Origin of the sequence: Chitinophaga jiangningensis (assembly GCF_900142605.1) — a bacterium.
Classification (GTDB): Bacteria; Bacteroidota; Bacteroidia; order Chitinophagales; family Chitinophagaceae; genus Chitinophaga; species Chitinophaga jiangningensis.
This window is the reverse complement of record NZ_FRBL01000001.1, coordinates 72,229-85,724: the sequence shown is the minus strand read 5'-3', so window position 1 is coordinate 85,724 and position 13,496 is coordinate 72,229. Positions and strand designations below refer to the sequence as shown.

Annotated in this window: 14 protein-coding genes; 11 read left to right on the top strand and 3 right to left on the bottom strand. The window is 47.3% G+C overall.

Annotated features, from left to right (window positions below; all coding sequences use genetic code 11):
• Nucleotides 1–50: 50 nt before the first annotated feature.
• Nucleotides 51–779 carry a hypothetical protein gene (locus BUB18_RS00350; protein ID WP_073076940.1) on the top strand — a complete coding sequence of 243 codons (729 nt, stop codon included), beginning with the start codon at nt 51–53 and terminating at the stop codon, nt 777–779.
• 117 nt (nt 780–896) lie between these two features.
• Complete coding sequence (locus BUB18_RS00345; RefSeq protein ID WP_073076938.1) at nt 897–1,691, top strand: hypothetical protein; 795 nt, start codon at nt 897–899, stop codon at nt 1,689–1,691.
• Between the two features lie 71 nt (nt 1,692–1,762).
• Here the strand turns inward: BUB18_RS00345 and BUB18_RS00340 are convergent, their stop codons facing one another.
• Nucleotides 1,763–2,446: a M15 family metallopeptidase gene (locus tag BUB18_RS00340; RefSeq protein WP_073076937.1), complete on the bottom strand. Its 684-nt coding sequence runs from the start codon at nt 2,444–2,446 to the stop codon at nt 1,763–1,765.
• A gap of 257 nt (nt 2,447–2,703) precedes the next feature.
• On the opposite strand from BUB18_RS00340, the gene BUB18_RS00335 reads away from it, so the two are divergent.
• The 9 genes from BUB18_RS00335 (at nt 2,704) to BUB18_RS00295 (ending at nt 10,500) form a co-directional block, all read left to right on the top strand.
• Nucleotides 2,704–3,486 carry an SDR family NAD(P)-dependent oxidoreductase gene (locus BUB18_RS00335; protein ID WP_218587973.1) on the top strand — a complete coding sequence of 261 codons (783 nt, stop codon included), beginning with the start codon at nt 2,704–2,706 and terminating at the stop codon, nt 3,484–3,486.
• A 70-nt stretch (nt 3,487–3,556) separates the two neighbouring features.
• Entirely contained in the window at nt 3,557–4,315 is a 759-nt protein-coding gene (locus tag BUB18_RS00330) for a hypothetical protein (protein WP_073076935.1), read from the top strand.
• 24 nt (nt 4,316–4,339) lie between these two features.
• Entirely contained in the window at nt 4,340–5,191 is an 852-nt protein-coding gene (locus BUB18_RS00325) for a fumarylacetoacetate hydrolase family protein (RefSeq protein ID WP_073076933.1), read from the top strand.
• Nucleotides 5,192–5,196: 5 nt separating this feature from the next.
• A complete protein-coding gene (locus tag BUB18_RS00320) occupies nt 5,197–5,526 on the top strand; it encodes an L-rhamnose mutarotase (RefSeq protein ID WP_073076931.1) in 330 nt (109 codons plus the stop codon).
• A 64-nt stretch (nt 5,527–5,590) separates the two neighbouring features.
• Complete coding sequence (locus BUB18_RS00315; protein ID WP_073076929.1) at nt 5,591–6,418, top strand: amidohydrolase family protein; 828 nt, start codon at nt 5,591–5,593, stop codon at nt 6,416–6,418.
• A 12-nt stretch (nt 6,419–6,430) separates the two neighbouring features.
• The gene (locus tag BUB18_RS00310) at nt 6,431–7,213 is read left to right on the top strand and encodes an L-fucose dehydrogenase (protein ID WP_073076927.1); all 783 of its coding nucleotides are present in this window, start codon (nt 6,431–6,433) and stop codon (nt 7,211–7,213) included.
• Between the two features lie 50 nt (nt 7,214–7,263).
• A complete protein-coding gene (gene fucP, locus BUB18_RS00305; RefSeq protein ID WP_073076925.1) occupies nt 7,264–8,571 on the top strand; it encodes an L-fucose:H+ symporter permease in 1,308 nt (435 codons plus the stop codon).
• Between the two features lie 60 nt (nt 8,572–8,631).
• On the top strand, nt 8,632–9,420 hold the full coding sequence (locus BUB18_RS00300) for an MbnP family protein (RefSeq protein WP_073076923.1): 789 nt from the start codon (nt 8,632–8,634) through the stop codon (nt 9,418–9,420).
• Between the two features lie 18 nt (nt 9,421–9,438).
• Nucleotides 9,439–10,500 carry a cytochrome-c peroxidase gene (locus BUB18_RS00295; protein ID WP_073076921.1) on the top strand — a complete coding sequence of 354 codons (1,062 nt, stop codon included), beginning with the start codon at nt 9,439–9,441 and terminating at the stop codon, nt 10,498–10,500.
• Here BUB18_RS00295 and BUB18_RS00290 read toward each other — a convergent pair whose 3' ends face one another.
• Nucleotides 10,501–11,070 carry a DNA-3-methyladenine glycosylase I gene (locus BUB18_RS00290; RefSeq protein WP_073076919.1) on the bottom strand — a complete coding sequence of 190 codons (570 nt, stop codon included), beginning with the start codon at nt 11,068–11,070 and terminating at the stop codon, nt 10,501–10,503.
• Between the two features lie 221 nt (nt 11,071–11,291).
• Nucleotides 11,292–13,493, bottom strand: a complete 2,202-nt coding sequence (locus tag BUB18_RS00285) for a DUF4954 family protein (RefSeq protein WP_073076917.1) — start codon at nt 13,491–13,493, stop codon at nt 11,292–11,294.
• Nucleotides 13,494–13,496 lie beyond the last annotated feature (3 nt).

Genomic DNA, 13,496 nt, shown 5'->3' with positions numbered 1-13,496 from the left:
GGCCATTTTATTTCGTATATTTCAGGTATACCTAATTACCTGTATAAAAAATGCATCCATTTAAGTACCTATGCCTGTTGTCTGTTATCTGCAGCAGCGCCTGTACCCGCCCGGAACTAAAAGCCGCTACCAATGCACCGTCCCTGCCTGTACTCATCGATGAACAGGATAAAAGAACCACCATCGAATATGATAATAACCTGAATGTCAGCAGGATCATTGGAGAAAATACTATCGGCGTCGAATATACGAATGGCCGCCCCGGAACGATTACTTTTAACGGTAAGCCCGTATACCTCCGCTATAACACCGCCGGCGAACTGCTGGAAATTGACTGGGACCTGGTTACTAAAAACAACTATGATTCATTGGTGTACGACAGCCAGCGGCGGATTTCAGCGATTTATCACTTAGGAACTTTCCCTACCGTAGAGTTTCTGGAATGGCAGCAGCAAAACCTGGTGGCTGTGGATGAAGCCTACATGGCCGATAGTGTCCCGAAATACTTTAAAACTTACCTCTACCAGTATGATAATCAGCCTTCCTACTATAAATCCTTGCGCATATTGGGCCTGCTGGATCGTAATAAAAGGTTTTATTTGTCAGCAGGTAATGTTGTGAACACCTGGTTTAACCGGGAAGGGGCAGCCATGCCGCTGGAAACATTTGTGATGGATGTGAAATACCAGTCCAACGGCCTGCGCTCCTCATGGAAGGAGGAAGTATGGGATGATGTGAATATGGTGACTTCCAGGCAGGTATCCGTAAAATACCGGTAATTATTATTATTTTCGCTACCGTTACGATCACACTGAATTACACCTATACAAAATATGCCAACTGCTGTGTCAACCAGTAGTATATGCTAAATCACTCATATTCCGACTGAAAATTATATGAAAAATCATTTTCTGGCGATAGTAGCTGTGCTGACCGTAGTGTGCCTGACTGCCTGCTCTAAAAACGAAAGGTTATCGTTATTAAACGATCCCTGGACCTATCCCCCGGCAGATTCTCTGCCAGTAGCCATTACATCTCCCTATAACAGTACCTCGGTTGAGTTTAATGCACAACGCCAGGTAGGCCGGATAGTGATGAAAACGAACCTGGGAGAAAGGTGGACAATCGATGAAGACGTAAGGGTAACTTACGAGGGCAACAGGCCGGTACAATTTACCACCAACGGCAATGTGAAGGATTACCGCACTGTTACCTACTCGGCCGATGGCGATGCGGTCCTGATTAAGTCCTTTCCTGCCGGCATCGTGGATTCGCTGGTATATGATCACCATAAGCCGGTGAGATGTTACCGTATAGGCGCAACAGTTGCACAAATACTCTACGAATACACCTGGACGGGTGACAACATCACCACCGTAGCCACCTACACCGTGGATAGTAACGGTAAAGTGCTGATTGCTAAGGAAGCATATGAGTATGATAACCGGAAATCGCCCAACGCGGCATTTAAATTAACCGCCTGGCTGCGCCCAGCTGAACCAACTATGTTGTCGGTAAATAACATCACTAAAGCGTTGATCTATACCGGTGAGGTGGTGACGCTTACCTGGACCACTACCAACATGCAATTCAATAAAAATGGCTTTCCCGTTTCCTGGATTAATGCTGATGATCAGGGCACTGGCTTTCCGAAAACGGAGTATAAGGTGTTGGTGAATTATCACCCTTAGAATTTTACCGTTTAACTGCGCGCGCGCAGCGCGCAACTCCCCGGCTGATGCCGAAGGCATCAGCAAAATTCCTAAAACACAATATCCATCAGTGGGTATTTTTTATAATCCGGGAGATAGTAATGCCACCACTCCGTACGACTACCTTTAAATCCCAGTTGCTTCATCGTATCACGCAATAATTTACGATTAGCCGTCACCGTAGGATCTGATGGCTGGTAGTTCTCATGTGCTTTGTGAGTGAAGTCGTCAAAATCGGTTGGCATAGCTACCGGTTTTCCTGTTTTCAGATCCACCATACTCAGGTCTACAGCTACACCACGATTATGTCCTGATCCTTTCTTTGGGTCGGCCGCATACAAATCGTTGGATACAATCTTAAACATCAGCTCCGTACAGCGGTAAGGTCGGTAAGCGTCATAAATCAGCAGCCCGTATCCTTTCTTTTTCAATATGGCCTGTACCTGTTTCAGTTTTTCTGCTGCGGGCTTGCGGAGATAGATGGCAGTGGAGCTATATAATTTTTGATGTGTAAAGTTGTTGGTGGTAGCATACCGTACATCCTTTTTGATACCCGGAATGTATTGCTCCAGGTTTACCAACTGTTGAGTGCTGTCCTTTTTTACCAGTTGCTCGTATTGTTTTTTATCCTGTAATACAGCAAGGCCGTATTTATTGAGGGGAATGTTTTGTGCATGGAGATGAATGGCAAATCCTGTGGCTAATACAATCGTAATTAAAGATTTTAAAGTCATGTTGATGAGAATATAAATCAAAGCTAATTAAAATGTTAGATGTGCCTACCGCGCACAGCGCGGAACCCACCCAATGACACCGAAGGTGTCATTGGCAATACGAATGAAAGCAGCCAAAATCATTACAATCCATATATTTAGCTCAAAAAAGGCTTATTTTCCACAAAAAAGGTTAATAAAATACAACAGACAGCGAAAATACAGTCGCAATACACTCGGATATAATCCTATTTTAGAACCCTTAAATTCTATAAAAAATGGAGCTGTTCAGATTAGATAATAAAGTGGCAGTTATCACCGGTGGTGGTAGCGGTATAGGACAGGCGATAGCAAAAAGTTTTGGCGCACAGGGTGCACAGGTACACATCCTGGAATTGAACGAAGAAGGTGGTAAAGGTACTGCCGCTGAAATTATTGCCGATGGCGGCAAAGCACAGGTACACGCCTGCAATGTGGCCGACCAGGCCGCAGTAATTGCCGTAATGAATAATATTATCCAATCTGCCGGAAAACTGGATATCCTCGTAAACTGCGCCGGTATTGCCCACGTGGGTAAGCTGGACTCCACCGCAGAACAGGATTTCGACCGCGTTTACCAGGTGAATGTGAAAGGTACCTATAACTGTATGTACGCAGTAGTAGGTCAAATGAAAAAACAAGGCGGCGGCGTGATCCTCAATATCGCTTCCATCGCCTCCAGCGTAGGTATTCCTGACAGGTTCGCTTACTCTATGAGTAAAGGAGCCGTGCTCACTATGACCTTATCCGTGGCAAAAGACTACCTGGGCGACAATATCCGCTGCAACTGCGTATCTCCTGCAAGGGTACATACACCGTTCGTAGACGGCTTTATCGCTAAAAACTACCCAGGCAAAGAAGCAGAAATGTTCGAAAAACTGAGCAAAACCCAGCCTATCGGACGTATGGCCAAACCTGCGGAAGTGGGTAACCTGGCCCTCTACCTCTGCTCCGACGAAGCCGGATTCATTACCGGTTGCGATTATCCGATCGACGGTGGATTTATTCGTCTGAATAACTAAAAAGTTTAATGTGATGAGTGTAACTTTGGCCCGATTGCCTATATTTATTCATCACAAACTAATGATATACATGAAAAGAATTCCCGTTTATCTGGCGATTGCCGCTTTAGGATTTACTGCCGCCTGTAATAATGCCCAGCAATCAGGAAAAGGCACCGCACAGCAATCGGATTCCATACCTATGACGCCTGCTACGGCCGCAGGTAAAGTAGCTGTAACACTCAAAGACAGAAATAAAGATACTGCCCAGGTAGTGATCAAATTTGAGATTAACGGAGAAGTAAAAGAAAAGTCTTTTGAACAGGCCATCCTCCAGGAAGGCAGTGACGAAGATGTGATCCGCGTAGCATGGGATAAGCCCAACAGCGCCTATATCGGCGTAGTAAAGCCTAACCGCGCACCACGTTACTACCATGCCAGCGTCGACAGTAGCAACGGTGCGCTGAAAATATTCTGGGCCACCGTGCCGCCTAAACCAGTATGGTTATACATGGAAAATGTACAGGGCCTCGGTAAAGTAGCCCATTCAGGTGAAATCCTTACCAGCTACCGGAAAAATATTCAGTCCGCAAAAATCATTGAGGATTTCATTGTGGAAATCAAACCAGGAACAAATCCTGAAGAAGTAGTACTCTACGTGGAATTTGCAGGCGTCAATAAAACCATGACCATGCCGGTTCCTAAAGGATACAAAGCTACCATTCAGAAAACTGCTACCCCGGATCACGTCTACTTCTCCATGGAAAAAGACGGTAAGCTGGACGCAGTAATGGACCTGAAAGTAGAAGATGGTCACCTGCAGGTGGAACATCTGAAAGAAATAAAATAATAGCAAAACAATAAAAACAGCGTAATGAAACTTATCAGGTTTGGTTTACCAGGTGCCGAAAAGCCAGGTGTTGTAACAGATGCCGGCATGTTTGATGTAAGTGCATTTGGTGAGGATTTTGGAGAGAAATTTTTTGAAACAGATGGCCTCAGCCGCCTCGCCACCTGGTGGGCTGCCAACGGCTCCGGCTGCCCGCAGGTTCCTGCCGGTACCCGCCTCGGATCTGCTGTACAGCGCCCTTCAAAAATTGTATGTATAGGCTTGAACTACGCAGATCACGCGAAAGAAACCAACGCACAGATACCTGCTGAACCAATCGTATTTTTCAAAAGTACTTCCTCTCTGGTAGGCCCTAACGATGACCTGATCATTCCACGTAACAGCGAAAAAACAGACTGGGAAGTGGAACTGGCCGTGGTAATCGGTAAAAAAGCCAGCTATGTAGACGAGAAGGATGCAATGGATTATGTAGCCGGCTACTGCCTGCACAACGACTATAGCGAACGCGCCTTCCAACTCGAAAGAGGTGGTCAGTGGGTGAAAGGTAAAAGTAATGATACCTTCGCACCGCTGGGTCCATGGCTCGCTACCAAAGATGAAATTGCGGATGTAAACAACCTGCGCCTATGGCTCACCGTTAACGGTAAAACCATGCAGGACGGTACTACCGCCAATCTCATCTTCAAACTGCCTTTCCTCGTTTCTTACCTGAGCCAGTTTATGACCCTGCTCCCTGGTGATGTCATCTCCACAGGAACACCTGCCGGTGTAGGGCTGGGCATGAACCCACAGGTATACATCAAACCGGGAGATGTAATTGAACTGGGTATCGACGGACTGGGTTCTTCCAAACAAACAGCGGTAGCTTACAAATAACCGGTATGAACAGATATTGTATGGCATTGGACCTGGTTGATGAACCGCAGCTGATCAGCGAATACGAAGCTTATCACGCGGACGTATGGCCGGAGATCAAAAAAAGCATCACCGACAGCGGTATCACCAGCATGGAAATTTACCGTGCCGGCAACCGCCTGTTCATGATCATGGATACCGACGCTACTTTTTCATTTGAGCGCAAAGGTGCCATGGATGCCGCCAATCCTAAGGTGCAGGAATGGGAACAACTGATGTGGAAATATCAGCAGGCCATTCCCGTAGCCAAACCAGGAGAGAAGTGGGTGATAATGGACAGAATTTTTTCCTTATAAGATATAAAACGCCGCGTAAGGCCTGTATTAGTGTACTGCGTGGCGTTTTTTATAAATACTCGTTATGATCATTGATGCTCACCAGCATTTCTGGCAATATGATCCTGTAAAGGACGCCTGGATAGATGAGACCATGGAAGTCATCCGCAAGGATTTCTTCCCGGAACACCTGCAACCAGTGCTGGAAGCGCACGGTGTTCACGGCTGCGTGGCCGTGCAGGCAGATCAGTCGGAAAAAGAAACCGCCTTCCTGCTGGACCTCGCCAACAAACATGATTTTATTAAAGGAGTAGTAGGTTGGGTAGACCTCCGCTCCCACGATATACAGGAGCAACTGGCGCACTACGCACAGTTTCCGCTCCTCAAAGGATTTCGTCATATTGTACAGGGGGAACCAGATCCCATGTTCCTGCTGAGGGATGATTTTTGCCGTGGGATTCTGGCCCTTGGACAATATGATTTTACTTACGATATTCTCGTATACCCGAAACAGTTACCCGCTGTGGTGGAGTTTGTGAAAAAATTCCCGAACCAGCGCCTGGTAATTGATCACCTGGCTAAACCCGATTTTAAATCTGGTGATATAGAGATATGGGCAGCGCAAATGCGCGAAATCGCGGCCTCGCCCAATGTATACTGTAAAGTGAGCGGATTGGTAACCGAAGCGGACTGGAACAACTGGGAACCCGGCCATTTTCAGCCGTTCCTGGATGTGGTGCTGGATGCCTTTGGTGCCCACAGATTAATGTACGGCTCCGACTGGCCCGTGTGCCTGCTGGCCGCCGAATATGGGGAGGTAAAGGATATCGTTACCAACTACTTCAGCACTCTTTCCCCGGCTGAACAACAAAAAATAATGGGTGGCAACGCCATCGCATTCTATCATTTATAATTATTGAGTACAATGGATTTAGGATTACAGGATAAAGTGATTATCGTTACAGGCGGAGCTAAAGGAATCGGAGAAGCTATCAGCCGCATTATTGCACAGGAAGGCGGCATCGCCGTGATCGCTGGCCGCAACGCTGCTGACAACGAAAAAACTGCTAACGCAATCATCGCAGATGGTGGAAAAGCCCTGGCTGTACAGGCCGAACTGGGAAAAGTGGAAGATTGTAAAAAAGTAATCGACGCTACTGTGGCCGCCTACGGCAAAATCGACGGACTGGTAAACAATGCCGGCGCTAACGATGGCGTAGGACTGGAAAGCGGCAGCCCGGAGCGCTTCATGCAATCGCTGCAAAATAACCTGTCGCACTACTACAACCTGGCCCACTACGCCCTGCCTTACCTGAAAACTACCAAAGGTAATATCGTGAACATCGGCTCTAAAGTAGCCACCACCGGCCAGGGTAACACCTCCGGCTACGCAGCTTCCAAAGGAGCTATCAACGCGCTTACCCGCGAATGGGCGGTGGAACTGCTGCCTTACTCGATCCGCGTTAACACCGTGATCCCCGCTGAAGTATGGACGCCACTATACGAAACCTGGATTAATTCTCTCCCTAATCCAAAAGAAAAACTGGCTGCCATTACTTCCAAAATTCCATTTGAAACCAGAATGACCACTTCCGAAGAAATCGCCAACACCACCGTGTTCCTGCTCTCCGGAAGATCATCTCATACAACCGGACAGATTCTTTATGTTGACGGAGGTTACACGCACCTCGACAGATCCATCAGCTAGGCACTTTCAACTGATACAAATCAAACATTCACTGATCACAAAAACTCGTTATGGCCGGAGGCGCAGTAAGTAATTCCACCTATGCCAGTACAGCTCCTGCTGGAGGGAAAAAACAGAACTATCTGTTCCCTTTTATCCTGGTAACAAGTCTTTTCTTTTTATGGGCGCTGATCCACAACCTCAGTCCCGTACTCATCCCGCACCTGAAAAAGGCGTGTCAGCTTACAGACCTGCAATCTTCATTTATTGATTCAGCTGTGTTTGCTGCCTATTTCCTCATGGCGTTGCCTGCGGGTGCAGTGATGCGCAAATTCGGTTACAAAGCAGGGATCATCTTTGGCCTGCTGATGTATGCTGCCGGGGCCTTCCTGTTTATACCGGCTGCCAACAGTGGTCAGTACCTGGCTTTTCTTGCGGCATTGTTCGTAATCGCTTCCGGCCTCACTTTCCTGGAAACAGCGGCCAATCCGTATGTAACCATCCTTGGTAAACCGGAAACAGCTACCATCCGCCTTAACCTCGCACAATCCTTCAATGGAGTAGGTGCGATAGTAGGGCCGCTACTGGGGCTGAAATTCATTCTCTCCGGTACCGAACACTCGAAGGAAGAACTGGCTGCCATGACACAGGATCAGCTGCAGGCTTACCTGCACAGCGAAGCTGCTACGGTTAAAACACCTTACCTAATTATAGGTTTGGTAGTACTGCTCATCAGTATCTTATTCATGGTTACCAAAATGCCGGAAGTGCAGGAGGTGGAAGATGAGCAGGCAGACAACACCGGACGCAAAGGTTCCATCTTCCGTCATAAACACCTGATTGCCGCTGTAGTAGCGCAGTTTTGCTATATCGGCGCGCAGGTAGGTGTCAACGCCTTCTTCATCCGCTTCGCTAAATTTTCCGCCGGTATTCCGGAAAAAGAAGCCGCATTCCTGCTGGGAAGCGTTGCCGGACTGGGCTTTATGATTGGTCGCTTCTTCGGTACATTCCTCATGAGTAAAGTGAAACCACAGGTCCTGCTTACCATTTATGGATTAATCAATGTGATATTGATATTGCTGGCCATGACTACCAAAGGTAACATTGCTATCGGGGCCGTACTGGCAGTGCCGTTCTTTATGTCTATCATGTTCCCTACCATCTTCTCTCTTGGTTTAAGAGGGTTAGGGGGAGATACTAAATTCGGCTCTTCTTTGCTGGTAATGTCTATCGTTGGTGGTGCCATCTGTCCACCGCTGATGGGCTATATCTCCGATATCTCCAATATCCAGATGGCCTACGTCGTACCGCTGATCTGCTTTGCTGTAGTGGTATGGTTTGGTACCAAAGGTTATAAGCTCGACCAGCTTCCCCGTTAGTTAATATATCACTGAAATCCGCAAAATCATCGTACCTTCCTGATAACAAAAAGGAACACCATGATTTTGCGGATTTTTCGTTCCAGAACCTTTACTATCCTGAGTTTTAGCGGCATCCTCTCCCTGATGGCCTGCTCAAAATCAGAGAACAACCAAACGATAGTACCACCCGCCACTTACTCCTCCCTGCAGCTCTCCTTCAGCAACTACGTAGGTAATGTACCGTTACAGCGTAATGCCGGCACATATACCAATGCTGCCAGGGAAACCTATACGATTTCCAAATTCCTTTACTATATCAGCAATTTCCAACTGGTGGACAGTTCCGGAAAGGTAACCACCCTGCCTCCACGGTATTTCCTGGTAGATGATGCCATAGATTCTACCAAAAAAATAATATTGGATAGTGTGCCAGTGGGCCGTTATACGGCTATCAGGTGGCTGATCGGGGTGGACAGTATCCGCAACGTGAGCGGCGTGCAGGCGGGCGCGTTAGCCCCGGAAAATGGCATGTTCTGGACCTGGAACAGTGGGTATATCATGGCTAAGCTGGAAGGCAACTCTCCGGCAGCTCCCACTGCCCTGAAGGAATTCCAGTTGCATATAGGCGGATTTAAATTTCCCTATAATGCCCTGAAAACCGTTACGCTAAATTTACCTGTTACCGCAATAGTGGCAAAAGGCACACAGCCAAAACTCAGCTTCCGGGCGGATGCCGGCAAATGGCTGGATGCCCCTAATGCAATCAGCTTTGCTACCACCACCATCGTAATGGCAGCCGGAACAGACGCTTTGAAAATTGCAGAAAACTATCAGCAGATGTTTACTGTTATGACAGTAGCCAATTAAGCAGGTATTCACAACCCTATGAATCGGAAAATTACATACATCGCAGGCCTGGTATGCCTGGTAATACTGCTGGCACACGCCTGTAAAAAGGACAGCGCTGGTAACACCGGTACCACTCCGTTACCACAGCCGGTAACGTTGCAGCTGCCTGCGGGCTTTCCCGACCCTGTGTACGACTTCTCCCAAAACCCGCTTACCAAAGAAGGGATTGCGCTGGGGAGGTATCTTTTCTATGACTTCCGCCTCTCCGCCGACAGTACCATCTCCTGTGGTTTCTGCCATCAGCAGTTTGCAGGCTTCGGCCACTTCGATCACGCGCTCAGTCATGGTGTATTGGGGCGCCAGGGAACCCGAACCGTGCCCGGCATCTTCAACATGATCTATATGAAAGCATTTATGTGGGATGGCGGGGTGAATAACCTGGAAATACAACCACTCACGCCACTTACTGATCCTAATGAAATGGGAGTGGACCTGAAGGAGCTGTTGAAAAAAATGCAGGGAGATCCAAACTATCGCAAAATGTTCCTGGCAGCCTTTGGTACAGAGGAGGTGACCAGCCAGCGCATGTTCCGGGCTATTACACAATTTGTGGCTACCATGGTGTCCGGCAATTCAAAATACGATAGTGTTATTAACAAAGTAGGAGGGGCCACCTTCTCACCTGAAGAACAGGCCGGCTATACGGTGTTTCAGCAGAAATGCGCCGCCTGCCATAAAGAACCCCTCTTTACCGATCAAACCTACCGCAGCAACGGTTTGCCGATAAACGTGCTCCAGGATGTAGGCCGGATGCGCATCACCAACAATACCGCCGACTACCTCAAATTCAAAGTACCTACCTTGCGGAATGTGCTGAAAAGTCAACCTTATATGCATGATGGCCGCTTTTACGACATCTACCAGGTATTTGATTTCTATGACCACGGGGTAGTGGTAACGGCTACAACTGACCCGCTGGTTAAGAATGGCATACCATTGACAGACGCTGAAAAGCGACAACTCTACTTTTTCCTGAATACCTTAACGGATTATACCTTGCTGCAAAATCCATCCCTCAGCGAGGTGCCTATACAATAGTTATTTCTTTGCCTTCCAGCAGCCGGCCACATGGTCGTTTACCATGCCGGTTGCCTGCATATAGGCGTAACAGATAGTGCTACCCACAAATTTAAATCCCCGCTTCAGGAGATCTTTACTCATAGCATCTGATACCGCTGTTTTAGCCGGTACTTCGCTCAGGGACCTGAATTTGTTGTTAACAGGCTTATGATTTACAAACGACCAGATATATTGATCAAATGAACCAAACTCTTTCTGCACCGCAAGAAATGCTTTTGCATTGCCGATTGTGGAGTTGATCTTTAAGCGGTTCCTGATAATGCCGGCATTCTGCATCAGTTCTTCCACCTTTTTTTCATCGTACTTCGCGATCTTTTTTGCATTCCACTGGTCGAATGCTTTGCGGTAATTTTCTCTTTTAGTAAGCACGGTGAACCAACTGAGGCCGGCCTGTGCACCTTCCAGGTTAAGCATTTCAAACAAATGCACATCGTCGTGCTGTGGGGTGCCCCATTCGCTGTCGTGATAATCTATATAGAGCTGATCTTTTGTACACCAGCCACAGCGTACTTTTTCTGTTGTTGCCATTGGAGTAAGATTAACTTCAAAAGTACGGTTTTATCCTGCTTGTTTCGCAATTTCATCCGGGCCGAAGGCCCGGATGAAATTGCGAAGGGGAACAGGGCCGCAGGCCCTGTTCCCCTTCGCTTAAAAACAAAAGTAAAACCTTTGCTGCTTACCTCCTTGGCGAGCAAAAAAGATCGCAAGGAGATACGGCCGTCGCGTTTTTATAAAAAACATTCTGACAGTTATAGTTCCCAATCAATAATCGTTCTCCTTACTTTCTCCTTATACGTTTCGAGCTCTTCTTTAGTAGCATTAATGAAACTATTATTCTCCAGGCTGCCCACTACAATATCCATTTCCTTCTCATTACTGTAAGTCATTTTACGGAAAGGATTTTTGTAATCTTTTTCCCTGGATTTGAAAATCCCTTCTGCCATCCATTCCATGGTAGCAACACTATCCACCAGCCATTGCTGTAAATGTTCGGTACTGAAATTTTTCAGTGGCACCTCTTTAATTTCCAGCATACTGGCTACGGCATGTTGCAGTTTATCAGCAGCATATTCCTTCCCTATTTCACGGTAGGCATCATGCAGCTGATCCCAGCTGCTGATACGGTTTTTACGGATGCGCTGTTTGAGCCCGTCTACAGTATCGGCTTTCATCAGCTGGCCGCCTACGTTTACCCATGGCGTACGTTTCGCAGTTTTGATAGCTGCCTGTAATGCCACAAATGAAGGCTTGGCGGCTGCAATGATATTTTTGATACCATATAGTACGATCAGCTCCCTGAAGATCGGATATGCTTTATGCACTTTGGTAAGCACCGTTTTGCGGTGGCTGTTTTCCATACCTTCGGCGTAGATGGTGAGTCGGCTAACATCCTCGGGCTTTTCCAGCAGCAGCTCTTTTCCTTTTTTACGAAGATCTTTGTCTGTTAAGGTTTTCCTGGGCTCATTTTCCGGAAGAGCATACCATGCTTTGGCAGTGGCGATTTCCATAATTGCCAGCGCGGTAAACATTTCTTCAACGGAATCCGGTGCGAGAAAATCATATTCAATGAGCTGTTTTTTATCGATCCTTTTATCGCGGTCCACATACTTCCAGGAATTGCGGGCAATGGCGTACATGTTGTACAGGAACCAGTAACCGGGCATGATCTGGAGCACGTTTTCGTGCTCATCGTTACTGACTAAACTAAACGGAATGGGTATATTCAGTTCAGAAAGATAATTACCTTTTGAAATCAGCGTGAAGTTGGCAAACTGTGAATTGTGTTTCAGACTTACGCATAAACCCGGCCAGAACCCTCTGCCGGCAATGATTTCACCGTCAGCCCCGCGGGAATTGTGGTTGGAACCTACGGTAGCACCAGCCGCCATATTACTCTGCCCCATGATCATGGATGCACAGAGGAAGGAGTTGTTATGGTGCTGTTCATGTGCCGGAAATATCAGTGAATTCAATACTTCGCAGCAGGAGATGGTAGAGTTGTTACCCAGGTAGGAGTTGATCAGCCGGGCACCATATTTCAGCTGGCTGTGAGAAGCCATAATAAAACGCACCGCTTTCACACCATAGAAGATGCGGCAGCCGTAACCTACGATGCCATTCACCATTTCGGTACCTTCACCTATCTGGGAACGGGCTTCTGCCGTACTTTTGATGGTGAGGTTCTTCAGTTTGTTGGCGCCTTTAAGGTAAGCATCCGTGCCGATGGTAACGTCTTTGATCATCCGGCAGTTTTTAATCACTGTGCGGTCGCCCACCATGCCGTAATAACCTCTGCGTTTATCGAACTGTTTTTCTGTGAAGGTGCGGAACTGTTGCTGTAACTGTATGTCGTCGCGGTTGCGGGTCCACAGGTAAGCATCACCGGGCAGCATACCATCAAAAGGTAATACGGCACGCCCGCCGTTTTCATTACATAATTCCAGTTCAATGCGCAGGTTTTCAGGCTCATTGCTCTTTACAATACCATTGCCAAATTTAGCAACATCAGAAGTAACCATTTCGTTTACGTTGGCAACGATCACTTCATTTCCAAGGATGTAGTGCGACAAATAGTTAACGTTATGTACCACTACATTGTCGCCGAAATCGCAGGCGCAGATGGTGCTGTTATACAGGCCTACCGGCAGTTTGAGGTTGCGGTATTCCAGGTAATAAGGCTCCAGCTTGCCGATGCGCACCATCCCGAAAAAGTGACAGTGCTGTACCAGCTGCGGATTAAATTCATTGGATACGAAGATGTTGTTCCAGTTGTCAGAGGTGTTGTCGTTGCGGACAAGCGTCTCTATTTCATACGCGGTAAGCTGGCGAAACTGGTCCTTGCTCTGCCATTGCTCATTGCGCAGGTAGTACTCGTCCTTACCTTTTGGAAGTGCATCTTCGATAAAGTTATACCCCAGGCCTGCCAGGGGCATTTTTCGGATGTTGTTCATGGA

Bases quoted from the DNA above. Each gene is read 5' to 3' on its own strand.
- BUB18_RS00350 (WP_073076940.1), top strand. From the start codon at position 51: ATGCATCCATTTAAGTACCTATGCCTGTTGTCTGTTATCTGCAGCAGC.
- BUB18_RS00300 (WP_073076923.1), top strand. From the start codon at position 8,632: ATGATTTTGCGGATTTTTCGTTCCAGAACCTTTACTATCCTGAGTTTT.
- fucP (WP_073076925.1), top strand. From the start codon at position 7,264: ATGGCCGGAGGCGCAGTAAGTAATTCCACCTATGCCAGTACAGCTCCT.
- BUB18_RS00325 (WP_073076933.1), top strand. From the start codon at position 4,340: ATGAAACTTATCAGGTTTGGTTTACCAGGTGCCGAAAAGCCAGGTGTT.
- BUB18_RS00320 (WP_073076931.1), top strand. From the start codon at position 5,197: ATGAACAGATATTGTATGGCATTGGACCTGGTTGATGAACCGCAGCTG.
- BUB18_RS00340 (WP_073076937.1), bottom strand. From the start codon at position 2,446: ATGACTTTAAAATCTTTAATTACGATTGTATTAGCCACAGGATTTGCC.
- BUB18_RS00315 (WP_073076929.1), top strand. From the start codon at position 5,591: ATGATCATTGATGCTCACCAGCATTTCTGGCAATATGATCCTGTAAAG.
- BUB18_RS00345 (WP_073076938.1), top strand. From the start codon at position 897: ATGAAAAATCATTTTCTGGCGATAGTAGCTGTGCTGACCGTAGTGTGC.
- BUB18_RS00330 (WP_073076935.1), top strand. From the start codon at position 3,557: ATGAAAAGAATTCCCGTTTATCTGGCGATTGCCGCTTTAGGATTTACT.
- BUB18_RS00310 (WP_073076927.1), top strand. From the start codon at position 6,431: ATGGATTTAGGATTACAGGATAAAGTGATTATCGTTACAGGCGGAGCT.
- BUB18_RS00285 (WP_073076917.1), bottom strand. From the start codon at position 13,493: ATGAACAACATCCGAAAAATGCCCCTGGCAGGCCTGGGGTATAACTTT.
- BUB18_RS00290 (WP_073076919.1), bottom strand. From the start codon at position 11,070: ATGGCAACAACAGAAAAAGTACGCTGTGGCTGGTGTACAAAAGATCAG.
- BUB18_RS00295 (WP_073076921.1), top strand. From the start codon at position 9,439: ATGAATCGGAAAATTACATACATCGCAGGCCTGGTATGCCTGGTAATA.
- BUB18_RS00335 (WP_218587973.1), top strand. From the start codon at position 2,704: ATGGAGCTGTTCAGATTAGATAATAAAGTGGCAGTTATCACCGGTGGT.